The 25,551-nt window shown below is 37.1% G+C and carries 20 protein-coding genes and 1 riboswitch; of the genes, 5 read left to right on the top strand and 15 right to left on the bottom strand.

Annotation, left to right across the window (positions count from 1 at the left end):
* The first annotated feature begins 1 nt into the window (after position 1).
* Genes ACMGDK_RS07355 through ACMGDK_RS07365 form a run of 3 tightly spaced genes read left to right on the top strand, consistent with a single transcriptional unit; the run spans position 2 to position 1,808 of the window.
* Positions 2–430, top strand: coding sequence for a hypothetical protein (locus ACMGDK_RS07355; RefSeq protein ID WP_436807357.1), 429 nt, complete (start codon positions 2–4; stop codon positions 428–430).
* Positions 431–454: 24 nt separating this feature from the next.
* Complete coding sequence (locus ACMGDK_RS07360; RefSeq protein WP_436807358.1) at positions 455–1,330, top strand: tetratricopeptide repeat protein; 876 nt, start codon at positions 455–457, stop codon at positions 1,328–1,330.
* A gap of 55 nt (positions 1,331–1,385) precedes the next feature.
* Positions 1,386–1,808, top strand: a complete 423-nt coding sequence (locus ACMGDK_RS07365) for a hypothetical protein (RefSeq protein ID WP_436807359.1) — start codon at positions 1,386–1,388, stop codon at positions 1,806–1,808.
* A gap of 287 nt (positions 1,809–2,095) precedes the next feature.
* Here the strand turns inward: ACMGDK_RS07365 and ACMGDK_RS07370 are convergent, their stop codons facing one another.
* From ACMGDK_RS07370 to folE, 8 genes are all read right to left on the bottom strand, one after another.
* Positions 2,096–2,605 (bottom strand): ferritin, encoded by a 510-nt coding sequence (locus ACMGDK_RS07370; protein ID WP_034740414.1) that lies wholly within the window; start codon positions 2,603–2,605, stop codon positions 2,096–2,098.
* Positions 2,606–2,731: 126 nt separating this feature from the next.
* Entirely contained in the window at positions 2,732–3,184 is a 453-nt protein-coding gene (locus ACMGDK_RS07375; RefSeq protein WP_436807360.1) for a DUF4890 domain-containing protein, read from the bottom strand.
* Positions 3,185–3,368: 184 nt separating this feature from the next.
* On the bottom strand, positions 3,369–4,343 hold the full coding sequence (locus tag ACMGDK_RS07380) for a hypothetical protein (protein ID WP_436807361.1): 975 nt from the start codon (positions 4,341–4,343) through the stop codon (positions 3,369–3,371).
* A 139-nt stretch (positions 4,344–4,482) separates the two neighbouring features.
* Positions 4,483–7,137 carry a 4-alpha-glucanotransferase gene (locus ACMGDK_RS07385; protein ID WP_436807362.1) on the bottom strand — a complete coding sequence of 885 codons (2,655 nt, stop codon included), beginning with the start codon at positions 7,135–7,137 and terminating at the stop codon, positions 4,483–4,485.
* A 146-nt stretch (positions 7,138–7,283) separates the two neighbouring features.
* Positions 7,284–8,450, bottom strand: a complete 1,167-nt coding sequence (locus ACMGDK_RS07390; RefSeq protein WP_436807363.1) for a T9SS type A sorting domain-containing protein — start codon at positions 8,448–8,450, stop codon at positions 7,284–7,286.
* A gap of 487 nt (positions 8,451–8,937) precedes the next feature.
* Complete coding sequence (cysS, locus tag ACMGDK_RS07395; protein ID WP_436807364.1) at positions 8,938–10,404, bottom strand: cysteine--tRNA ligase; 1,467 nt, start codon at positions 10,402–10,404, stop codon at positions 8,938–8,940.
* A gap of 121 nt (positions 10,405–10,525) precedes the next feature.
* Entirely contained in the window at positions 10,526–10,957 is a 432-nt protein-coding gene (locus ACMGDK_RS07400; RefSeq protein WP_436807365.1) for a DinB family protein, read from the bottom strand.
* Positions 10,958–10,966: 9 nt separating this feature from the next.
* Positions 10,967–11,635: a GTP cyclohydrolase I FolE gene (gene folE, locus ACMGDK_RS07405; protein ID WP_436807366.1), complete on the bottom strand. Its 669-nt coding sequence runs from the start codon at positions 11,633–11,635 to the stop codon at positions 10,967–10,969.
* A gap of 90 nt (positions 11,636–11,725) precedes the next feature.
* Between folE and ACMGDK_RS07410 the strand changes: the two genes are divergently transcribed.
* Positions 11,726–12,880, top strand: a complete 1,155-nt coding sequence (locus tag ACMGDK_RS07410) for a hypothetical protein (protein ID WP_436807367.1) — start codon at positions 11,726–11,728, stop codon at positions 12,878–12,880.
* Positions 12,881–12,930: 50 nt separating this feature from the next.
* On the opposite strand, the gene metF is transcribed toward ACMGDK_RS07410, so the two are convergent.
* The 7 genes from metF to ACMGDK_RS07445 all read right to left on the bottom strand — a co-directional run bounded on the left by metF (position 12,931) and on the right by ACMGDK_RS07445 (position 22,564).
* On the bottom strand, positions 12,931–13,890 hold the full coding sequence (metF, locus tag ACMGDK_RS07415) for a methylenetetrahydrofolate reductase [NAD(P)H] (protein WP_306840381.1): 960 nt from the start codon (positions 13,888–13,890) through the stop codon (positions 12,931–12,933).
* Between the two features lie 50 nt (positions 13,891–13,940).
* A complete protein-coding gene (gene metH / locus ACMGDK_RS07420; RefSeq protein ID WP_436807368.1) occupies positions 13,941–16,601 on the bottom strand; it encodes a methionine synthase in 2,661 nt (886 codons plus the stop codon).
* Between the two features lie 6 nt (positions 16,602–16,607).
* A complete protein-coding gene (locus ACMGDK_RS07425) occupies positions 16,608–17,699 on the bottom strand; it encodes a fatty acid desaturase family protein (protein ID WP_436807369.1) in 1,092 nt (363 codons plus the stop codon).
* Between the two features lie 82 nt (positions 17,700–17,781).
* The gene (locus tag ACMGDK_RS07430) at positions 17,782–18,792 is read right to left on the bottom strand and encodes a homocysteine S-methyltransferase family protein (protein WP_436807370.1); all 1,011 of its coding nucleotides are present in this window, start codon (positions 18,790–18,792) and stop codon (positions 17,782–17,784) included.
* Between the two features lie 48 nt (positions 18,793–18,840).
* Positions 18,841–20,001, bottom strand: a complete 1,161-nt coding sequence (locus ACMGDK_RS07435) for an O-succinylhomoserine sulfhydrylase (protein ID WP_436807371.1) — start codon at positions 19,999–20,001, stop codon at positions 18,841–18,843.
* A gap of 84 nt (positions 20,002–20,085) precedes the next feature.
* Positions 20,086–21,624: an ACT domain-containing protein gene (locus ACMGDK_RS07440; protein WP_436807372.1), complete on the bottom strand. Its 1,539-nt coding sequence runs from the start codon at positions 21,622–21,624 to the stop codon at positions 20,086–20,088.
* Position 21,625: 1 nt separating this feature from the next.
* The gene (locus ACMGDK_RS07445; protein ID WP_436807373.1) at positions 21,626–22,564 is read right to left on the bottom strand and encodes an alpha/beta fold hydrolase; all 939 of its coding nucleotides are present in this window, start codon (positions 22,562–22,564) and stop codon (positions 21,626–21,628) included.
* A gap of 57 nt (positions 22,565–22,621) precedes the next feature.
* A riboswitch (SAM riboswitch) is annotated at positions 22,622–22,728 on the bottom strand.
* A gap of 187 nt (positions 22,729–22,915) precedes the next feature.
* Between ACMGDK_RS07445 and ACMGDK_RS07450 the strand changes: the two genes are divergently transcribed.
* Positions 22,916–25,531, top strand: coding sequence for an MGH1-like glycoside hydrolase domain-containing protein (locus ACMGDK_RS07450; protein WP_436807374.1), 2,616 nt, complete (start codon positions 22,916–22,918; stop codon positions 25,529–25,531).
* Positions 25,532–25,551: the final 20 nt, after the last annotated feature.

Here is a 25,551-nt window from a genome sequence, read left to right on the forward strand (position 1 = left end):
AATGAAAAAAGTAGCTTTAAATATTATAATTTTACTCTCGTGCACAGAAAGTGAATTTAATTATGGACGTATTGTAGATCATACTTTCTATCAATTAACAAAAAAAGAAACAAGTATGATTTTATATAAGCCATGTGACGCAAATTACATTTCATATAAAATCAAAAAGAACTATATAGTTCATAATTTTGGACAAGAGGATGATACAATTAAGCAAATAAAAATCAGACAAATTTCACCAAAAGAAATTTTAGTCGAAGGGTTTAATACAAATACAAAAAGTGCAGAAAAAATAACTTTAAAAAAATTAGATAATCAAAAAAAATTCATCATTGAAATAGATAAAAAAAAATATGTTGACAGTATTCATTCCAACAATATTAAAACTTTGAAACAGTCATGTAAAGAATGCTACAATGCCTGTAAGTAAAATAATCATTATATAAAGCCTCCTATGAAACATGTCTTATTATTAATAGCTCTCATCTTATTTTTCTCATGTTCAGGTAAGAACAGTAAAAATATTCCTTTATCTGATAACACAGTTAAAGAAAATAAATCAACTTCTAGAATTTTAGATAATAATTCATCAGATTGCAAGGTACAAGTACAGGAAAATAATATCGTCTTGCTCTGTCATGGTAAAAAAACCACCTATCAGGGTTTAATGATCAACGAAATGTCTATTTCAACAAATTTTTCACAAGGAACAAATAATGAGTTTTCTTTGATTTATGAACTAAATGCTTCTGCAACTAAAGTTAAAGAGAAATATAATTTTATCTATTCAGAACGAGGAATATTTTTAGTATATAAAGAAGTTATAAAATTTGGGCAAGAAGGAATCATGAGCAATCGAATTTATTTTGATTCTTTTGATATGAAAGATAAAACCTACGAAAACCTTGAGTCACAAGGAAGTCAATTAGAAGAAAATTTTTCACAAAATAATGCTACGGTCAATTATCTTGACTTCAAAAGCAAAAATTTTGCAAAGAAAATTTTTAATACATCTAATGAAGATATTTTTATTAACTATCCAGAAACGTCACCAGATGACATTCTAATAACCGACGTAGAAGTTGCAAATAATTTAGCTTTTTCTCTAGAACAAAAAGGAGTGTATAATGACTCTAAATTTCTATTACAAAATATTATTTCACAATATCCGAATAGAGTTGTTGCCTATTTAAATTTGGCTGATGTAGAATGGGGGTTAGAAAATAAAGAAGAAGCCAGGAAGTATTATAATCTTTATCTCTCACTTATGAAAAAACAAAATAAGGACTTAAATAAAATTCCCAAAAGGCTGTACGACAGAATTAATTAATTTTAGAATTATAATGATGGATAAAGATGTTAAAGTAAAAAAATGGGTACTAATAATGCTCTATTTATTTTTAATCAGCTGTAAAACCCATGATGAAAATAAAAAACACCCTACAAAAAAGCCCACTACTGAAAATGTACAATTATCTGAGTCTAAATTTCAGGGAGAATTCTCAGCAGTCGTAGAAACAGAAGAAACGACTTCCGGTACAGCCAATATTACATATCATTTCGTTATAAAAAATGATGTTGCTGTTCTAACTACCAGTACCTATCATGAACCTATCAGATGTAATGGTGACTATAAAGCTATTGCAAATAATGATATGCTGGAATTATATTATTCAGGAAATGAAGAAAACTGTAAGTCACAAAATGCCAATTTCAAAATTAAAAAAGAAAACAACAGCTATTTTGTTCAAGGTCTGGGAGGAGAAGCTACATTTAATGAATGGATAAAATTATCGAAATTAAAATGACAAAACTATCTATCAGTTTTTTTTAATACTACTTCTACTCTAGACTGGCTCCGTTTTACATCAAAAAGGAAAACCCATAAAAGTTTTTCACAAAGCAATGTGGATAACTCTTAAAACACCTCACAAACACCTATCAACAAACGAAATAAACAATTTAAAATCATAGATATTATCAACAATTACCCGTCATTTTCATGAATTTTTGTGGATAACTTCAGAATATGTTTAAGAAAAAAACAGCCCCGGCGTTCTTCGAACGCCGGGGCTGTTTGTACAATATAATTTGCTTAAGCTGTTGCAGCCGGTACAAATACTCTTTGAGATAATTCCTGATCAAAAAGGTAGAGTGCCGATGGATTATCGCAAACCATCTTGATTTTTGTCACATACTGCGAAGCACTAGCCTCCTCTTCTACCTGTTCGTTGATGAACCACTGCATAAAAGATGTTGTTGCAAAATCACCTTCATCATTGGCATTTTTTACGATGTTGAAGATACTTCTTGTTACTTTTTTCTCGTGCTCCAATGCTTTTTCGAAAATATCAGTAGCATTTTCGAACTCATGGGGAGGTTTTGCAATTTCTCCGATGATGATCTCTCCGCCTACGTCATTTAAAAAATCAAACATTTTATCTGCGTGCATCAATTCTTCTTTACTCTGAACTCTGAAGTAATTCGCGATACCGTCAAGATCTTTTCCTGAAAACCAGGCAGACATTGAAAGGTAATATTGTGCTGCATATTGTTCGTGAGCTATCTGTTCGTTAATTAACGTTGCAATTTTTTCGCTGATCATAAGTATAAATTTATATTCAAAAATACGTAATAAAAGCCCGAAATCAAAAGTTTTAATGAAAATTAATACAAAAAGGACGAGAGAAAACCCGTCCTTCAAACATTAAAAAATCAAAATTATGAACTATTATTTTGCTTCCGGAGCTGCAGTATTCATAGTCTTTTTCATCACTTTTTTATCCTTCATTGCCGTTCTTCTCTGCTCCATTTTTGCTTTTCTGTCAGCCTGCCATTTGTCATATTGATCAGGTGTCAGGATCTTTTTCATATCAGCATCCATCTGAGCTCTTTTGGCTTTCATGTCTTCCATTTTGGCCTGTCTTGCTTCTTTACTTCTGTCAAAGTCAGCTTTCATTTCAGACTTTCTTTTTTCATGAAGGCTTTTGATCTGCGCCACCTGAGACTCGTTCAGGTTAAGATCTTTCTGCATCTGGTCAAGGTGCTCCTGATGCTTTTGCTGCATTTTTTGCTGCATCTCTGCTCTTCTTGCCTGTTTGTCTTGCGGAGTCGTTGTGGTCTGTTGGGCCATTGCAAAACCTCCCATTCCGATAAATGCTATTGCTAAAACTAATTTTTTCATCTTAAAAAATATTTAATTAATTGTTATACATCTTTTTGATTATTAGTTAAAAGATAAGTTAAAATAAAATATTCATAAAAAATGTTAAATTTTAATATCAAAACAATAAAATAAAAAAAATAAAAAAAAGGACAGATCCTAAAACCTGCCCTTCACACCACTTAAATATAATATATGAAAATTATTATCTGTTGCTTACTAATCTGCTTCTGAAACCACCTCCTCTGTTTTCACTGCTCTTATTCTGTGATCTCGAAGGGGAATTTTCAGATCTGGAACCTCCATTGTTTCCTCTGAATCCTCCATTGTTATTTTCTCTTTTCTGAGCTCTTTCTCTGTTTGCTTCATTATTTCCTCTGAAACCGCCATTATCATTATTATTTCCGTATCTGCCTCGTGTTCCGTTATTTTCAGAATTCCCTCTGAATCCTCCGTTATTTCTCACTCCATTATTTTCATTGCGGAAACCGTTGTTATTATCAGCCTGCTTACGGAAGCCTCCGGAATTATTATTATCTCTAGATCCTCTGAATCCATTATCAGATCTGCCGCTTCTGATTACATTAAAAGTAGGATTATCCATTCTTCGGAATCTCGATCTGTCTACTCTATACACATTGATGTTTACATTCCTGTATCTTGGCATTACTGCATATCTCGGTGCATAATAAGTTCTCCTGTAATTCTGGAAATAAACGATCGGGCTGGTTCCGCGGTAATAATTGTTCTGGAAAACAACAAATACTCTTGGTCCTAAAATTCTTTCCAATGCATAGAATCTGTCATAATACCATCTGTCCGGATTGTATCTGTAAAAATTATTCCATGTAGAAAAATTCACATACAGGTTATTAAGACTTAGGATCTGATCAATCTGCCATCGGTTTAATCTGTTATCTCTGAAGAATACATTCCAGTTGATATTTACAACACTATTCCTGTAATTATTATAGTATCCCTGGTAATAATCGCTTGGATAATAATCCTGAGGATAGTTATAGTAATAATCGTCCGGGAAATAATTCCTGTCATCTTCATCATTATAATAGCCGTCTCCGTTCTGATAATATCCGTCATCTCCCCATCCGTTATTTGGATACTGCTGGGCGGAAGACAAAGCTGCCAGTCCCAAGGCAAATCCCAAAAGTATTCTTTTCATCTCTATAGTCGTTAATTGGTTAGTATATAGCAGAATATCTCTATTCTATCTTTTGGATATAAATAAAAAAAAGAAGTTAAATCCTAAGACAAAACTTCTTTTAATTTACATTTAACTAATTGATAATCAAATGTTAAATTTATGATCTACCGCTATCTTTTATCCAATAGGCAATTTTTTCATTGAAAGTTTTCTTATTTTTTAAATCTTCAAGCTTTAAATGCATCCTGTAGCGCCAGTAATGAGGGAAAACGGCAGGATTATTAATCCTTTCATTATCCATGTTCGGGTTGGTCAATTCAGGGTCAGCTGCCAGAAACTCCTGGATAGGGAAAACAGCCAGCATCGCCTCAGTGTAAAGATGCTGCTTCATGATGATTTCTGCCAGATGCGAATCCATTTCTTCCGGAGCTTTTCCGTACTGAACCAGCTGCTGATTAAAGTATTTCTGTGTCAATGCAGGATCTTCCTTCCACCACTGCCTCAGCGTTGAGCTGTCATGTGAGGAAGCCGTTACCACATTCATATAATCAGCTTTTTTAGGATTATAAAAGGGAATATTGTCTGACGGCATTCGCTGTACTTTTAAAGCAATGATCGCCAGCTCATCCATTACAACAGGCACACAGCCAGGAACCATTCCCAGATCTTCACCACAGATCAGCATTTTTGTTGCGTTAAGAATAACGGGAAGCTTTTCCATCGCTTTCTCATACCATAGATGATCCTGTCTTCTGAAAAAATAATCATGGTAAAGCTCATAAATTGCCTTCCTTTCCCATTCTGAAAGATATTTATAGGAATGGGTATTAAACACATTAAATCTTGGATGATATACTGTTTCGCCATTCCTTTTTTCAGTAAGGAACAAAACATTGGCACATAAAGAGATAAGCTTTTCTTCTATAGAGCCTTTAGGATTTTTTTTGAAAAACTCAGCCAGTTTTCTCTGGGTATCAAATTCTTCTTTGAATGAGTATGTACCGTCATTATTGCTGTTAATAAATTTAAAAACCTTACTGCTGTCTTCCCCGAAATATTCCCACAAGATTCTTTCATTGATAAAAGGCTTACAATATCTGTTGAAATCAAAAGGAATATGTCTTGCTTTAAATTCATCCAGAACAATTGGAACCGCAGGATAAAAATACCCTAAAATCCCTTGTGTAGCAGAAATTGGCATTCTCCAGATCCTGAAAAATCCTAAGATATGGTCAATTCTCATGGCATCGAAATACTGCTCCAGTGCTTTAAACCTGTTTTTCCACCAGCGGTAATCATCTTCCTTCATGGCTTCCCAGTTGTATGTCGGGAATTCCCAGTTCTGGCCCAGTTCTGTAAACTGATCCGGCGGTGCTCCGGCCTGGAAATCCATTCCGAAAAGCTCAGGTTCCGTCCACGCTTCCACGGAATGCCTGTAAATACCAATTGGAAGATCTCCTTTTAACGATACTCCTAAGCTGTGGATATAATCTACTGCGTCTTTCAATTGCAAGTGAAGCTGGTACTGCACCCAGGCATGAAGCATGGAAGCATCATAATCTTTGCTTTTTGTAGTGAAAAACTGTGAAATTTTTCCTGCAATATATTTTTTATGGGTTTTCCAGTCGTTGAAGTTCGGTGTTTTATATTTATCCCTAAGCACACAGAAAGCAGCATAAGGAGTCAGCCAGTAATCGTTGTCTTTTATAAATTTTTTAAAGTTCCTGTCCTTATAGATTTTTTCTTTCTCTGCAGTGAAAACCGCTTTTAAAAACTTCCATTTTCCTTGGATCATTTTTTCATAATCAATCAGGTCAAGAGCATTTAATGCTTCTTTTTCAGACTGATATTCGGAAACTAATTCTTCCGGTAAAGCAAAATCAAGATTTTCTAAGGAAATATACTGCGGATGCAAAGCATAAACAGAAACTGCTGCATAAGGATAAGAATCTGTCCAGGAATAATTAGCTGTTGTATCATTAATCGGAAGAATCTGGATAATTCCAAGATTGGTTTCCTTCGTCCAGTCGGCCAGCTTTTTAAGATCTGAAAATTCTCCTACTCCAAAACCGTTCTCACTTCTTAAAGAAAACACAGGAACTGCCACACCAGCATCATGATACATCTGGTAGGACTTGAATTTGAAATAATGACTGGAAACAATCTGCAGAACATCTTTCAACTGATTAGCAACCGTAAATCTGTTTTCACCGGTTTCAACATCAATAATTTTTCCTTCTTTTTTGCTGTAGAGACAATATTTAAACTGGATAAACTCATTCTCAGGAATTTCAACGGAAGCTTCCCAAATTCCAAAATCTGTCTGTGAAAGACGGATCGCTTTATCATAATTCCAGTTACCCAGAGAAGCTGTACTGCCGAAGAGGGCAATTTCCCAGTCGGGATTGTAAACAGGTGCTTCAAGTCTGAATAAATGGGTATGTTTTTTTAAAACTGCAGCTTTTTCCGGAACAAACTGATTCAGTTTATTATAAAGAATTTTATTGTTTAAATAGTTCTCCGGGAAGTTCTTATTATTCCATTCATCGAAAATAATAAACTCTTTGTAGTTATGCGGGAAATTTAGATTGTGCAGTACAAATTCTTCTCTAAGGATATTGCCCTTTTCATCTGTAAGCTGATATTTATATGAGATTGATTTTGAGAAATAATCTACTTCACATTTCCAAATACCGTTTTCTGCATAAAACAGGGCATGAGTCTGGATAACAGCACTTTCATTATCAACAATCATAAGCTGTAGATTCTGTCCGGCCTTTGCATTATATCCTACATTAAAGTATAGCTTCATCTATATTTTTTTTATAAAAATACATTTTAATATCGAAAAACAAAACTTATTGAAGATCAAATAATCATTAAAAAACCTTTCCAAAATAACTTGAAAAGGCTTGTATTTTATTAGAGTTAAAGAAATTTATATCAATAGTCTGAGCTTTATTCTGTAACTATAATTTTTTTACTTAATATTGATTTACCGGATTCATTTGTAATGCTTACAATATAAGCTCCATTGACTAGATTTTTGAGATAAACCTGCTGATTGAGTGAACCATCTTTTACAGATAAATTCTGTTCCATTACATTTTTCCCGGAAATATCAAAAACACTAAGCTTTAAATTTCCTTTCACAGCTTTATCATTTACATTAACGTTGATAAAGTGCTCATCTACTCTGGTCGGATAGATATCGATATTAGCCGATGTATTTGCCGAAGAAGCTCTGTCATTGGCAAAATATCTGCTGGCAAGATCATAAATATGAGGTTTTTCTCCTCCAGGAAGAACCTTTGCCTCCAGCGTCAAAAGGTCTACTTCATATAAGCTGTCTCCTTTAGCGCTTGCAATGATTACTTTTCCTTTGGCATTAACAGCAGATCCGTTCACAGAATAATTTTCAGGAATGCCGGAGATCTTACCCATAAATTTGGCTTTCAATTCTTTTGTAATTACCTTAAAAACATTTCCTGAAGCTGAAAAAACATAAAAATTATTTTCAGCATCTGCAATCATATCGCCTCCGAAACCTGTTTCAATAGCTGTAAATGAATTCTTTCCATTGGAAGCATCATCTTTAATAATCCCAAGGTCACTGACTGTGTACTGACTTCCTTTTCTGCTGATCTGAAGCAGCTGTGTTCCGGCATTATTAAGGGCATAAATATTTCCGTCGTATCCTGTGGCCATCCTTGTGATGTGGGAATTGATATCACAGGAAGTCACTTTTGAAACGGTATTTTCCACCAAAGTAATTTCTTTAGTTTTTGCATTTAAAACATAAATATTTGATGAAAACATAGGCATATACACCAAATTATTATTGGATAGATCATAAGCCAAAGCTGCCATAGTAACTGCCTGGGAATGACTGTACGAATTCTTATCTTCTGATATAATGCCTTTCCTGTCCTGAGAAAATACTTTTGCCACAGTATCCGCCGAAAACAATTTTTCTCCGGAATCACCGCTTAACGCATCCATGGCACGGAAATCACTAAAAACTATACTGGAAGTATCTTTTCCGGCAATAGCAAAAAAATCCTGCTGTGCCTGGACATTAGCTCCAAGTACAAGCAGGAAAAGAGGGAATAAATGTTTTTTCATACAATGTAGAATTTAGATTCGTGATCATTTTAGTTATAACTAAGTTACACAATTTACAGATTGAATCATAAAAAAATAATACTGTTTGCATAATATTTACAATCATTTAATCTAAACGTTGAGGTTTTGATAAATTATTTTTCTTTTTTAAACACAAATTTCACCAATAACACTGGACATTAACATGTGTCATTAGTGAAACAATTGTGATACTATTGCTTTTTTAACGCAAAGATTGGTCATTAAGCTGTATTATTTTAAAGAAGCAAAGATTGCCCGCTTCGCTGACATAACTAGAGTCGGTGGTTGAAATTTCAAGAAAGCAGAAGTAGGTAAAGCCTGCAAAAAATTATACCCGCAATTAATCGTAAAAGTAGGATTGCCTGTACCTCAACAAAAAAAGAGCTCCCGCAGATCACACGGATTACAACAGATTGATCTGTAGAATCCACATCATCAGCGGGAGCTGTATTATTTTATTTCAGGATTAATTCAGAACGTAAGTTGTTCCGTCTCTTCCGTCTTTTAATTCAATTCCTTCAGCAAGCAGTTTATCTCTGATCTGGTCTGAAAGGTCGAAGTTTTTTGATTTTCTTGCCTGATTTCTCAGCTCTATTAAAACTTTTAAGGTCTGGTCAAGTTTCTCATTATTATTTTCTTCAATATTCTGAAGTCCCAGAACATCAAATATAAATGCATGTAACGTTGTCTTTAAATCTTCAAGATCTTCAGCAGAAATTGTTTCTTTCTCATCGTTTAAAGCAAAAATATATTTTACAGCTTCAAATAAATGAGCAATCAAAATTGGAGAATTGAAATCATCATTTAAAGCATCGTAGCATTTATTTTTCCATTCCTTAAGATTGAATTCAGATTGCTTTTCATTATTCGGAATAATCGAATTTAATACTTTAACAGCTTCCATTAACCTTATGAAACCTTTTTCACTCGCAATCATCGCATCGTTTGAAATATCCAGGACGCTTCTATAATGTGCCTGCAAGAAGCAGAAACGCACAATAGAAGGGTGGAAAGGCTTTTCAAAAAAATCATTTTCTCCTGTAACTAACTGCATCGGAAGGATATAGTTCCCTGTAGATTTACTCATACGCTGAGAATTCATCGTCAGCATATTGGCATGCATCCAATAATTAACCGGAGCTGTATCATTGCAAGCTTTTCCCTGTGCAATTTCACATTCATGGTGCGGGAATTTCAAGTCCATTCCACCCCCATGGATGTCAAATTTTTCACCTAAATATTTTGTGCTCATCGCAGTACATTCAAGGTGCCATCCCGGAAAACCTTCACCCCATGGAGAGTTCCATCTCATGATGTGTGCAGGAGATGCTTTTTTCCACAAGGCAAAATCCTGAGGGTTTTTCTTTTCGCCCTGCCCGTCAAGGTCACGGGTATTGGCAAAAAGCTCTTCGATATTACGTTTTGAAAGTTCACCGTAGTTCAGACCTCTTTTATTGTATTCCAGAACATCAAAATATACGGAGCCGTTGCTTTCATACGCGAAACCTCTTTCGATAAGTTTTTGCGTAAGCTCAATCTGTTCTACAATGTGACCTGTAGCTGTAGGTTCAATATTGGGAGGCAGCAGGTTGAACATCTCCAGCACTTTGTGAAAATCGACTGTATATTTCTGTACGATTTCCATAGGTTCCAGCTTTTCAAGACGGGTCTGTTTTACAAACCTGTCGTTATCTACGTTCCCATCATCTGTAAGGTGGCCTGCATCCGTAATATTTCTTATATACCTTACTTTATACCCCAAATGCATCAGGGTTCGGTATATAAAGTCAAAGGAAAGAAATGTTCTTACATTTCCTAAATGCACATTGCTGTACACGGTAGGTCCGCAGACATACATTCCTACGTTTCCTTCTAAAATTGGTTTAAATATTTCTTTTTCTCCTGTAAGGGAGTTATATAGTTTTAATTGCATTTTTTTAAATTAAAAGATTCAATGATTAAAGGATTTAAAAATTAGTTAAAATAATTCTGGCCACAACAAATAATTGTCGTGAGAAAAATTTTATTTGAAACTTTTTTAAATATTACCATTGTTAAATTGCTTTTAAGTGATACTGCAGATGATCAATATAATCCTGAATAATGTATTCCAACGTAAACGTCTGAGGAACTGTTTTTGTAGTATCACAGGTTCTTTTCAAGGCTTCATCAGGAATATTTTCCACAGTATGAACGATCTGAAAATTTAAGGATTTCCAAAGGCTGATTACTTCTGAAACCGGAATATTCTGATAATTCTGCGCTTTTACCCAAAAATCCTGATCGTATACAATATTATCATTTTCCTTGTATTGTGTAACTACAAATCTTCTGATATTAGTCAGGGCACTATCACAAAGATGGCCTAAAATTTCTTTTTTGGACCACTTTTCCGGTGAAATTTTATAAGACCATTCTTCTTCAGAAATTGTTTCAAATCTCTGAAATTCGGCAGTAACAATATTTTTTAGAATCTGATAGTTCATATTTTTTTACTAATAATCTAATTTAGCATGACTCCCCACATAATGCAGGAATTCCTGTCTCGTGATCGGGTTGGTTCTGAAAATACCACTCAGTTCTGCCGTAATGGTAGAGCTTGCCGTATCTTTTATTCCTCTGCAGTTGACGCATAAATGTTTTGCATCGATAATACATGCCACATCTTTGGTGCCCAGTGCCTCTTTCAAAGCATCTACAATCTGCATCGTCAGCCTTTCCTGAACCTGCGGTCTCTTTGCATAATAATCCACAATTCTGTTGATCTTGGAAAGGCCAATCACTTCACCGTTTGAAATATAGGCAACGTGCGCTCTTCCGATGATCGGCAGAAAGTGGTGTTCGCAGAAAGAATATACGGTAATATCCTTTTCCACCAGCATCTGGCGGTATTTATATTTATTGGAGAACGTGGAAATTCCCGGCTTATTTTCAGGAAGAAGCCCTCCAAAAATTTCATTCACATACATTTTGGCAACACGCCTAGGTGAATCCTTTAAAGAATCATCCGTCATATCCATCCCCAGTGTTTCCATAATCTCACCGAAAAGCTCGGTAATTTTTTCTATTTTTTCCTGTGGCGATTTATTAAAAGCATCTTTCCTAATAGGCGTATGTTCTTTTCCTGTGAAAATATCATCGTCGTTATCGGTAAAATCAACCATTTTTATTTAATTTGCAACAAAAATACGGATAAAATCTGTTCATCAATTTCATTTTGAACGAAAAACATTATCCTTTCTCAACTTAGCCTTATGATTATTGTCGAAGAAGTACAGAGTGACAACCAGAAAAAGAAATTTTTAGAATTTCCTGCCCAACTTTACCGGCATGACAAAAGCTATATAAGACCCAGAAATCTGGACATCGAAGAGATTTTTGATCCTGAAAAGAATAAATCTTTCCTGGATGGGGAATGTGCCCGGTTCTTATTTAAAAATCAAGAGAATGAAACGGTAGGAAAAGTGGCCGTGTTCATCTCTAAACTTTATGAGCAGAAACAGCCTACCGGAGGAATTGGTTTTTTCGACTGTATCAATGATCAGGAAACTGCAGATTTTATTTTTGATCATTGTAAAAACTGGCTTCAAAAAAGAGGTATGGAAGCTATGGACGGGCCAATCAATTTCGGGGAACGGGATAAGTTCTGGGGACTTCTGACTGAAGGCTTCGCTGAACCGCTTTTCGGAATGAATTACAATTTTCCTTATTATAAAGAGCTGTTTGAAAATTATGGCTTCAAAATATATTTTGAGCAGCTTTGTTTTTCAAGACCTATTTTCGCAGAAGTTTCAAGGATTTTCACGCTGATGCATACCAAGCACAGCAGAAATCCAACCATTTCTGCAAGACCGATGAAAAAGAATGATCTGCCTAAGTTTGCAAAAGATTTTACAGAAATCTATAATCAGGCATGGGCTGCCCATGGCGAAGGCAAGCAGCTGGAAGAAGCAAAGGTTCTCAAAATGTTCAGAACCATGAAACCTATCATCAATGAGCATATTTCCTGGTTTGTGTATGAAAATGAAAAACCTATTGCCATGTGGATGAATCTTCCGGATGTGAACCAGTGGTTCAAATATCTGAACGGAAAGTTCGGAATTCTGGAAAAGCTTAGATTTTTATGGATAAAGCAGTTCAAAAAGAATGAAAAAATGGTGGGTTTGGTATTCGGTGTTGTTCCGGAATGGCAGAAAAAAGGGATCGACGGCTATATGATATGGGAAGGAACACAGCACCTGAGAAAGCATACGGATTTTAAAACTACGGAGCTCCAGTGGATCGGAGATTTTAATCCTAAAATGATAAAGATAGCGGAAAGCCTGGATACTACTGTGACCAGAAAACTGGCTACATACCGGTATTTATTTGACCGTGATAAAGAATTTGAAAGACATCCTATCCTTTAAATAAAAAACCCTGCTGTTGAATAGCAGGGCTCCTTTCATTTTGAACTCTATTAGAATAGCTCTCCGGCTACTTTTTTAATATTGTCACTTTTTCCCATGGAGTAAAAGTGCAGCACCGGCACTCCAAAATCAAGCAGTTCTTTGCATTGGGCAATAGCCCATTCTACTCCAATCTGTTTTACCGCTTCATTATTTTTAGCATTTTCCACTTCATTAATCAGTTCTTCAGGAAGGTCTATCTTGAAGACCTGCGGAAGGATCTTCAGGTGCTTTTTTGTTGCGATGGGTTTAATTCCCGGAATAATAGGAACGGTAATTCCCATTTCCCTGGCTTTCGTCACAAATTCAATAAATCTTTTATTGTCAAAAAACATTTGAGTAACGATATAATCTGCTCCGGCATCTACTTTTTCTTTCAGCCATTTCAGGTCATAATTCATGGAAGGTGCTTCCATGTGTTTTTCCGGATAACCGGCTACTCCTATGCAGAATTTATTGAGCTCATCACAGGCTTTTTCATCATTATGAAGGTATTTCCCTCTTCCCAGGTCATTAATCTGATGAACGAGATCCATAGCACTGGCATGACCTCCGGGTGTTGGCTCAAAGTACTGATGTCCTTTCATGGCATCACCTCTCAGGGCCATTATATTGTCTATTCCCAGGTACATACAGTCTACCAGAAGATATTCGGTTTCTTCTTTGGTGAAGCCTCCGCAAAGGAGATGGGGAACGGTATCTACGTTATATTTATGCTGGATGGCGGCACAAATCCCTAAGGTTCCGGGACGCATTCTGGTGATCCGGCGTTCCATCAGGCCATTCCCTTTATCAATGTAAATATATTCTTCCCTTGAAGTGGTTACATCAATAAAAGGCGGTTTAAACTCCATAAGCGGATCTATGTTGGTATACAGATCTTCAATTCCGATCCCTTTTTGGGGCGGAACGACTTCTAAGGAGAATAAAGTCTTGCCATTTGCATTTTTAATATGTTCAGTGATCTTCATTTTATAGTTTAGTTATTATTGTAGCTTTAAAGTGCCTGTTGATATATGTATTAATCCGCCAAATTGGGTGACAACCACTTTCTTGCTTCCTGAATGCTACAGCCTCTTCTTTCTGCATAATCCTTAAGCTGGTCTTCTGTAATTTTTCCAAGGCCGAAATATTTGGCATGCGGGCTTCCGAAATAATATCCGGAAACAGATGCTGTCGGGAACATCGCCAGACTTTCAGTCAGGAAAACTCCGGTGTTCTCTTCTACTTTTAAAAGGTCCCAGATGGTCTTCTTTTCCAGGTGATCCGGACATGCAGGATATCCCGGAGCGGGGCGGATTCCCTTGTATTTTTCTGCAATCAGCTCTTCATTGCTTAAATTTTCCTGATTGGCATAGCCCCAATATTCTGTTCTTACTTTTTTATGTAAAAATTCTGCAAAAGCTTCTGCGAATCTGTCAGCCAAAGCTTTTACCATGATGGCATTGTAATCATCATTGGTTTTTTCATATTCTTCAGCAAGTTCGTCTGTACCGAAGCCTGTAGTTACACAGAAAGCTCCTACATAATCTGTTTTACCGGAAGCCTGTGGCGCAATAAAGTCACTTAATGCTAAATATTCTTTTCCTTTTGAACGCTGAGCCTGTTGTCTTAAAGTCAGGAACCTGGCCTGTTCTTCATTATTTTCGTTAAAGATTAAGATATCATCGGTATCATTGGAGTTGGCCTTAAAAATTCCGAAGATAGCTTTTGCTTTCAGCAGTTTTTCATCAAGGATTCTTTTCAAAATAACCTGGGCATCTTTAAACAGCTCTTTAGCCTGGGCTCCTACCACCTCATCTTCTAAAATATTCGGGTACTTCCCGTGAAGATCCCAGCTTCTGAAGAATGGCGACCAGTCAACAAACGGAAGCAATTCATTCAGGTCCTGATCCTCGATTACGGTTACCCCTAAATTATTCGGCGTAAAAATCTCTTCGTTTTCCCAATCGATGCTGAAATGACTCTTTCTGGCTTCTTCAATGGAAACATAATCTTTATCAATTTGTCTGTTCAGAAACTTCTCACGGAAATCAGAGTATTCGTCTTTCAGGTCTGAAACATAATCTTTGTTTCTGTCGCCTAACAATGAGCTCACTACATTTACTGCTCTGGAAGCATCATTAACGTGAACTACTGCATTTTTATATTTTAAATCGATTTTCACAGCGGTATGAGCCTTTGAAGTGGTTGCACCGCCAATCAACAGAGGAAAATTAAGGTTTTGTCTTTCCAATTCAGAAGCGATATACACCATCTCATCAAGACTTGGCGTAATAAGCCCGCTTAATCCGATAACATCCACTTTCTGTTCAATAGCTGTCTGGATAATTTTTTCCGCAGGCACCATAACTCCCAGATCCACAATTTCATAATTGTTACAGCCCAATACCACACTTACGATGTTTTTTCCAATATCATGAACGTCACCTTTTACTGTCGCCATCAGAATTTTTCCGTTAGCCGGCCTTGTGCCGTCTTTTTCGGCTTCAATAAAGGGTTGCAGATAAGCCACTGCTCTTTTCATTACCCTTGCAGATTTTACCACCTGTGGAAGGAACATTTTCCCACTTCCGAAAAGGTCTCCCACAACGCCCATTCCGGTCATAAGATTAACTTCAATAACATGCAATGGTTTTGCGGCCTGTTGTCTGGCTTCTTCCACATCTTCTTCAATAAAACGGTCGATTCCTTTTACCAGAGCATGGGTAATTCTATCCTGTAAAGGCCTTGTACGCCATTCCAGGTCTTCAACTATTTCTTTTTTTACAGCTTTATTTTTCTCAGAATAATCCAGAAGTCTTTCTGTAGCATCCTCTCTTTTATCAAGGATCACGTCTTCTACAAGCTCCAAAAGCTCTTTATTGATCTCATCGTATACTTCCAGCATGGAAGGGTTAACAATCCCGATATTCATTCCGGCCTGAATGGCATGGTAAAGGAATACGGAGTGCATGGCTTCTCTTACGGTATCATTTCCACGAAACGAAAACGAAACATTACTCACACCACCACTTACGGAAGCATAAGGAAGATTCTGTCTTACCCATCTGGTGGCTTCAATGAAATCGATAGCGTTTCTTCTATGTTCTTCCATTCCTGTTGCCACAGGGAAAATATTCAGGTCGAAAATAATGTCTTCAGCAGGAAAACCAACTTGATTAACCAAAATGTCATACGACCGCTTTGAAATCTCAAGTCTTCGATCATAATTGTCCGCCTGACCTGCTTCGTCAAATGCCATTACAATGACTGCAGCACCATATCTTTTGACGGCTTTGGCCTGCTTGATGAATTCTTCTTCACCGCCTTTGAGACTGATGGAATTGACGACACATTTACCCTGTGCCACCTGAAGTCCGGCTTCCAGGATCTCCCATTTGGACGAGTCAATCATGATGGGAATTCTTGAGATGTCCGGTTCTGAAGCTATTAAATTCAGAAATTTAATCATGGAAGCTTTTCCATCGATCAATCCGTCATCGAAATTGACATCAAGAATCTGTGCGCCACCTTCTACCTGATGGCGGGCAATATCAAGTGCTTCAGAGAATTTCTCCTCTTTGATCAGTCTTAAAAATTTTTTGGAGCCGGCAACATTGGTTCTCTCACCAACATTGATGAAATTACTTTCCGGCGTTATAATAAGAGGCTCAAGGCCCGACAATCTTAAATATTTCATTAATTTTTATTCTTCTAAAATATAATAGGCGTTGTTTGCATTCTGCCGCAGCAGATCTACATGCTTGCCTAAAGCAGTAAAAATTGGAAATCTTTTATATTCCAAGCCGTGTTCTTTTGCAAATTTTTCGATCTCTTCTGTGATCTCGTTATAATACATATAGCTGTAATTCGGAAAAAGATGATGGGCCACATGAAAATTAAAATTTCCCAAAATATTTCTCACCAGCCAGTTATTTTCTTTTAAATCATTGGTTACCTCAAACTGATGACGGAGCCAGCTGAACGGAAGCCCATTTTTGGTATCTAATTTTGGAAAAGCATTATCAGGAAGCGGATGCAATGGCAGTAATACAAACAGCGCAAAAATGCTTGCCGCAATAATCTGAAGGCCCCACGCTCCCAAAGCCAGACCTATGGATACTTTAAAGAACAGGATGGGAACTACAATCTGGTAAAAGAAATAGAACAGCTTATAAATCACCATTTTTATTTTTTCAATAAGGGGAATGAAACCCTGTGTCTTTAAAATCACTCTTTCTTTATCAAAAAAATCCCTGAAATCTCTGATAAACATCCAATTGAACAGGTAAAGAGGATATACCAGGAAGAAAAATCTATGCTGGAATTTCTGCACACCTTTTGCCTTAACCCATGGAACTATTAAAAGCAGGCCGCTCTGCTCAATATCCGTATCCCATCCATCCACATTCGGATAGGCGTGATGGCTGGCAATATGTCTTTTTTTCCAGATGTATGAATTGGCTCCTACAAAGTCAAAAATATGCAGCACCAGCGAGTTCAGTCTTTTACTTTTATAAATGTTATTGTGAGCCGCTTCATGGATCAGGTTTAAATAAATCAGCACTAAGGAAATTCCCATTAAAACAAAGCTTCCGATATATATCCAGGGTTTGTCAGCATTAAATAAAGCAAAGAAATACAACGCAAAATAGACCAAAGGCAGGATAACCGCTTTGATCTTAATATATACATCCCTGTTTTGGGGAATTTGTTCTAAACGCTGATTCACTTTTTTTCTCAGTTCATTAAAAAGTCTTATATCCTCTGAATTTTTCAAGTAACTTGGCTTTTCCATAATGTTAAATTTTGTGACTTATTTAAAGATAACATTTATAATCAAGCACTTACTCCATATTTAATTAAAAAAATCTATTAAATCAGACAAATTTTTTCAATTTTCTTGGAGCATATTCTGCTACCAGATCTGCAATGGCTTTGATGTGATCCGGCGTGGTTCCGCAGCATCCGCCTATAATATTGATCAATCCTTTCTCTACATATTCTTTGATCTGTCTTGCCATATCTTCCGGTGTTTCATCATATTTTCCGAAGGCGTTGGGAAGTCCGGCATTCGGATACGCTGAAACATAAAATTCTGAATTATGGGCTAAAGTTTCCAGATATGGCGTCAGCTGGTCTGCTCCAAGTGCACAGTTAAAACCTACACTCAGTAAGTTTAGATGTGACACTGAAATCAGGAAGGCTTCTGCCGTCTGTCCACTCAACGTTCTCCCTGAAGCATCTGTAATCGTCCCAGAAACCATAATAGGAATTTTTATACCTCTTTCTTCCTGAATTTCATCAATCGCGAAAAGAGCTGCTTTTGCATTCAGGGTATCGAAGATAGTTTCTACCAGAAGAATGTCTGAACCACCATCAAGCAAAGCTTCACACTGCTGTTTGTAGGCTATTCTTAATTCATCAAAAGTGATCGCTCTATACCCAGGATCATTGACATCCGGACTTAAGCTTGCCGTTCTGTTTGTCGGTCCTATGGAACCGGCAACAAATCTGGGTTTATCCGGATTTTGAGCTGTAAATTCATCACATGCATTTCTGGCAATTTTCGCCGACTCATAGTTCAGGTCGTACACCAGATCTTCCATATGATAATCTGCCATGGCAATGGTGGTTCCGGAGAACGTATTGGTTTCTATAATGTCTGCTCCTGCTTCCAGGTATTTTTTATGGACTTCTTCAATGGCCTGAGGCTGTGTCAGGGAAAGGAGGTCATTATTTCCTTTTACCGGATGTTCCCAGTCTTTGAAACGTTCGCCACGATAATCTTCTTCTTCAAACTTGTAACGCTGAAGCATGGTTCCCATGGCTCCGTCAAGAATTAATATTCTCTCGGATATTGCCTGGTATAGTTGTTCTGAATTTTTCATTGTATAAATTTTGGCTGAAGCCATTTATGTTATTAAACAGGTATTGAATTAATCCAGGGCCTGCTTTAAGTCTGCTATGATATCATCTACATGTTCCAGCCCTACCGAGCAGCGTACCAAACCTGCGGTAATACCTACTTCGTTTCTTTCCTCATCGGTCAGTTTTGAATGCGTAGTTGATGCAGGATGAGTTACGATAGTTCTTGTATCTCCCAAATTGGCAGAAAGCGAGCACAATTTTATTTTGTCCAGGAAGTTCCTTCCTCCTTCTATTCCGCCTTTAATTTCAAAAGCTACAATATTTCCGCCCAGTTTCATCTGCTTTTTAGCAATTTCATAACTCGGATGAGACTTTAGGAAAGGATATTTTACAAGCTCTACATTGGGATGACCTTCTAAAAATTCAGCCACTTTCAGAGCATTTTCACAATGTTTTTCAACACGGATAGCCAATGTTTCAAGACTTTTTGATAATACCCATGCGTTGAAAGGTGACATCGCCGGCCCGGTATTTCTTGCGAAAAGATAAATCTCTTTGATCAGATCGGCTTTTCCTACAGCTACACCACCTAATACTCTTCCCTGCCCATCAATAAGCTTTGTTGCAGAATGCACAACAACATCTGCCCCGTATTTAATAGGCTGTTGCAGATAAGGCGTCGCAAAACAGTTATCTACAATAAAGATTAGGTTATGTTTTTTTGCAATCTGACCAAAAAATTCAAGATCCAGAATTTCAATAGCCGGATTGGTTGGGGTTTCGAGGTATAAGATTTTTGTATTGGGTTTAATATACTGTTCTACATTTTCAGCATCTCCAGCTTTAAAGTAAGTGGTTTCGATATTCCATTTCGGAAAATACTTTGTAAACAAGGTATGTGTAGATCCGAATACCGACTGGCAGCTGACGATATGATCGCCGGCATTCAATAAAGCCGCAAAGGTTGAATAAATGGCAGCCATTCCCGTTGCAAATGCATATCCGGCTTCTGCCCCTTCCATTATTGCAATCTTATCGGTGAATTCTGTTACGTTCGGGTTTGAAAAACGGCTGTATAAGTTCTTAGGCTTTTCTTCAGCGAAGCTTGCTCTCATGTCTTCTGCATCCTGAAATATAAAACTGGATGTAAGATATAATGGTGTTGTATGTTCATCAAACTGGGTTCTTTCAGTTTGGGTTCTTATCGCTGATGTTTCAAAATTTTCCATATAGTTTAATTATCAATGAATCAATATAACAATGTACCAATGATTGCTAGACTGTTACATTGCTATATTGTTATATTATTAATATTATTTAGTTTCACTTACTCTTAAAATATCTCCAAAAACTCCCCTTGCCGTTACCTGAGCTCCGGCTCCGGCTCCCATAATCACGATTGGGTTTTCGCCATAACTTTCCGTATAGATTTCAAAAATAGAATCTGAACCTTTAAGCTGACCTAGAGCAGAACTGCCGGGCACAGAAACCAATTTCACATCAAGCTGACCCTTGTCTTTCTGAAGGTCACCGTGAAGATCACCCACATAACGGAGCACATGTCCGGGCTCCTGCTCTTCTTTAATTTTCCGGTATTCTTCATCCAGTTCATCCAGTCTTGAGATAAATTCGTTTTTATCTACAGACAGAAGATCTTCAGGAATTAAATTTTGAATGTTGATATCCTGGAATTCATTGATGAGGTCTAATTCTCTGGCCAGAATCAGAAGTTTTCTTGCCACATCGTTTCCGGAAAGGTCTTCACGCGGATCAGGTTCCGTATATCCTTTTTCCATTGCTTCTCCGATAATGGTTGAGAATTTATCATTTCTCACAGAGAAATTATTAAAGATATAGCTTAGTGACCCGGAGAAAACGCCTTTTATTCTTGTAATATTTTCACCTGAGAGATGCAGCAATTTTATGGTATCAATCAATGGAAGGCCTGCTCCTACATTCGTTTCATAGAGATAACGTCTGTTATTTTTACTCAACGTATATCTTAGTTTACGGTATTCTTCTATGGGTAGTGTATTAAAAATTTTATTGGATGAAACCAGATCAAAACCGTTTTCCGCCAGCGCATGGTAATTTTTCACAAAATCTTTGCTTGCTGTATTGTCTACTACAATCAGGTTTTCCAGCTGATTTTCTTTTGAAAAGTTGATTAATTCATCAACATTTGATGGGTGCTCTGCTGTTAAGACCTCATCATTCCAGTCTGCATTGAAGCCTTTTTTATTGAAAGCTATTTTTCTTGAATTGGCTACTGCAACTACTTTAAGGTCTATCTTTTTACGTCTTCTTATTTCTTCAGACGACTGTAAAACCTGCTCTATTAATGTTTTCCCGACGTTACCGTGGCCAATGATTGCGAGGTGAACGGTTTTAGGCTTTTTGAAGATTTCGGATTCAATGATATTCTTCGTTTTTTCGTCCTGGGAAGAAGTAACCACAATATTAACTCTGTTTTCTCCTGCAACCTGGTTGAGAAGAAGTGGGAAAACATTGTTTCTGGCCAGCTCTGCAAGGACTTTATTGAAATCTTCAGCTACAAACCCAAGTACGGAAACATTATTGATGCTGTAAATCTGTGAAACCTTTCCTGATTTTCTTTCCGGTTCAAATTCATCGATCAGGCAGGTCACTGCTTTTTCAGCATCGGCTTCATTGACCAGAATAGATATTCCGTTTTCAATAGCCTGTTGGGAGATCACTCCTACACTGATGCGCGCCAAAGTAAGCGCTTTAAAAATTCTTCCATCGATGCCGATCTCGCCCAGGAAATCTTCTCCTTCAAATTTGATGATTGATCTGTTTTTTAAAAACTTTATCTCGTTAGCATTTCTCATTCTACAAAATATTTTTTATGATAGTATTTAATTGTTCGTATTCCATTAGGAAGGCATCATGCCCGTGAATTGACTGTATTTCATGATAGAAAACTTTTTGATTTTTCTCTTTCAGCTGTTCAAAGCACATTTGGATTTCTGAGGCAGGAAAAAATAAATCTGTGTCTACAGCGATAAGGTGCATTCGGGCACTGATCTTTTCCAGCTGTTCTTCTTCGGTGTTGATGTTCATCAGCAGATGGTTCATCAGCTTATAAGACTTCAAACTAAACCTTTCGTTTAATGAATTTCCATGATAAACAAGCCAGTCTTCTGATTCTAATCTTTGATTTTTCTGATCGTATCTATTCTGAAATCTGTCATTTAAGGATTGAGGTGTTCTGTAACACAGCATCGCATGGATTCTTGCTTTTTGCAGGGGTTCATCATTTCCGTTCAGCAGAAATTTCTGAACCAGGCACTGTGCGTGAAGCCAGTCATGAGTTTTAAAATCGCAGGCAATAGGAATAAAAATCTCCGTCAGCTGTGGCTGTTTGGTAAGCATTTCCCACGCAATCCCTCCTCCGAGAGAACCTCCAATAATGGCGTAAAGATTTTTGATATGTAAAGCTTCAAGCCCTTTCAGAAATATTTCAGCAATATCTGATGGCGTGAAGTCTTCGTATTCGTCAATTAAAAAATGATCATATCCGTTTCCGGGAATATTGAAACACAGAACCGTGTATTTATTCGTATCAATAACCTGATTTTCACCGATCAGCCATTTCCACCATCCTTTTTCTCCGGAAACATTTGAATTTCCGGTTAAGGCATGGTTTATCAATATAACAGGTGCTGTAAACAGGTCTTTCCCGAAGATCTGATAAGTCAACGGGATATTGTATTCCTTTTGGGAATGGGTACGATACGAAAGATTAATATAGTTTAGTTCTGTTTTCAATTCTATTATTTTAATACAATTGAAAATGCCACAGGAATGGCTGAAAAGAACTTCAGTAAGTTATCTGTCCAAAATAAATTGGTAGAACGTAGCACCTTCTCTGCTTGCACAAAGGGTTGCTAAGGTTTCATAGGGTCTAATCCCTCAACCTTTCTTGATAACATTTTCAATATTTGAATGAACGCTCTGCAAAGATAAGTCTTTTCTTTTAAAATTAAAAAGAAAAAATATTTAATATTAAAAAACTCTGTAATAATAAGCGTTTCAGGGCTATATTAATAATTCTTCAGATGGAAGGAATTGGAATTATTTTTCAAAAAAACTAACTTCGTATTGAAAAAGTGATGAAATATGACTGTTGAAAAAGAAAGATTACAAGATGCTAAGTGGAAAAACTGGGGTCCTTATGTAAGCAACCGGCAATGGGGAAATGTACGTGAAGACTACAGCCCGAACGGAAATGCATGGCATTACGCGAACCATAATAATGCAGAAAGCTACGCCTACCGGTGGGGCGAAGAAGGCATCGCGGGAATCTCTGATGTGAAACAGCTTTTCTGTTTTGCATTTTCCTTCTGGAATAAAAAAGATAAAATTGTAAAAGAACGTTTTTTTGGGTTAAGCAATCCTCAGGGTAACCACGGCGAGGATATCAAAGAAATTTTTTATTATTTAGATAATACACCTACTCACAGCTATATGAAAATGGTGTATAAATATCCTATCAATCCGTTTCCTTATGATGACCTTGTTGCCGAAAACGGCAGACGAAGCAAAAAGGAACCTGAATATGAGATATTTGATACCGGAATTTTTAATAACGATGAATATTTTGATATTTTTATTGAATACTGTAAAGCGGATCATAATGATATTCTTGCAAGGGTAACCATTCATAACCGAAGCAATCAAGATGCTCCCATCGTTATAGCTCCGACTGCCTGGTTTCGAAATAACTGGAAATGGGGCTACAATACATATAAGGGGCAAATGAATGCTTCTTATGACGGTTGCATTGATATTAACCATGACAGCATTTCGATTAAAAAGTTTTATTCAAGAAATCTGGCTGCGAAAAGTGCTTTTTGTGAAAATGAAACGAATACTCCCAAATTATATGGAGCCCCTTATCCGGGAAACACCTATTTTAAAGACGGAATAAATGATCATATCATCTATGGAAGCAATACGGTAAATCCGGAAAAAAGAGGCACCAAAGCATCTTTTATCATTGATGAAATGATTGGTGCAGGACAATCCAAAACTTTTGATTTCAGATTGTGCCCTGATGAAACGGATGAACCTTTCGATAGGTTCGACGAAATTTTCAGCACAAGAACTGCCGAAGCAGATGAGTTCTACAATGAAATCCAGACTGAAACAATACACGAGGACGAAAGAAATGTTCAGCGACAGGCTTTTGCGGGACTTCTCTGGAATAAGCAGTTCTATCACTATAATGTAGGAAAATGGCTGAAAGGCGATCCGAACTACGAAGCTCCCAGAAATTTCAATGAGTATGTAAGAAATACGGAATGGAACCATCTTCACAATAAAGATATCATTTCTATGCCTGATAAATGGGAGTATCCGTGGTATGCAACCTGGGACCTGGCGTTTCACTGCGTTCCTTTTTCCATTATTGACGGTGAATTTGCAAAAGGACAGCTTCTACTTTTAACAAAGGAATGGTATATGCATCCGAACGGCCAGCTTCCTGCTTATGAATGGAACCTGAGCGACGTAAATCCACCGGTACACGCATGGTCCTGCTTCCGGGTTTTTAAGATTGATGAAAAACAAAATGGTAAGCCTGACCTTTTATTCCTTGAAAAAGTTTTCCAGAAACTTCTCCTGAATTTTACATGGTGGGTGAACCGAAAGGATAAAAGCGGAAACAATATTTTTGGAGGAGGTTTCCTTGGTCTGGATAATATTGGTGCTTTTGACCGTAATATGGAACTGAAGGATGGGCAACATCTTGAACAGGCAGATGGAACAAGCTGGATGGCGATGTATGCTCTTAATATGATGCGGATTGCCATGGAACTTGCACAGTATTACCAGGTTTATGAAGATATGGCCATCAAGTTTTTTGAACATTATTTGTATATCGCTGAAGCTATGGAAAATCTGGGTGACGGTAAGGAAGGCTTATGGAATGAAGAGGATGGATTCTTCTATGATGTGCTACAGCTTGGTAACGGGGACAGTGTTTCATTGAAATTAAGAAGTATTGTAGGACTGATCCCGATGTTTGCCGTGGAAATTGTAGACCATAAATTACTGGAAAAAATGCCTAATTTCCAGGCAAGAATGGACTGGGTATTAAAAAACAAGCCGGAGCTTACGAAGCTGGTTTCCCACTGGGACGAGGAAGGACAGGGAAGAAAGCATCTGATGAGTATATTACGTAAGAACAGGCTGACAAAGGTTTTGAAAAGAATGCTTGATGAAAACGAATTTTTAAGTTCTTACGGAATCCGTGCCATGTCGAAAGTATATGAAGAAAATCCTTTTGTATTCTCTGTTCACGGGACGGAAAATGTAGTGTATTATACGCCTGCAGAAAGTGACAGCCGGATGTTCGGGGGCAACAGTAACTGGAGAGGACCTATTTGGTTCCCGATCAATTTCCTGATCGTGGAAAGCTTACAGCGTTTTCATTTTTACTATGGCAACAGCTTAAAGGTAGAATTCCCTACCGGAAGCGGCGAGAAGAAAAACCTGGATGAGGTGGCACAGAATATCAGCAAAAGATTATGTTCGCTGTTTTTAAAGGATGAAGACGGGCAGAGACCTTTTAACGGAGGCAATGCCAAGTTTAATTATGATGAACATTTCAGGGATTATATTACTTTCTTTGAATATTTCCATGGAGATAACGGCCGGGGTGTAGGAGCCTCCCATCAGACTGGGTGGACGGCAACGGTTGCCAAGCTCATGAAACCAAGAATGACGATATAAAATGTAGCGGCCGGCCCAAA

Origin of the sequence: Chryseobacterium hilariae (assembly GCF_051400735.1) — a bacterium.
GTDB lineage: Bacteria > Bacteroidota > Bacteroidia > Flavobacteriales > Weeksellaceae > Chryseobacterium.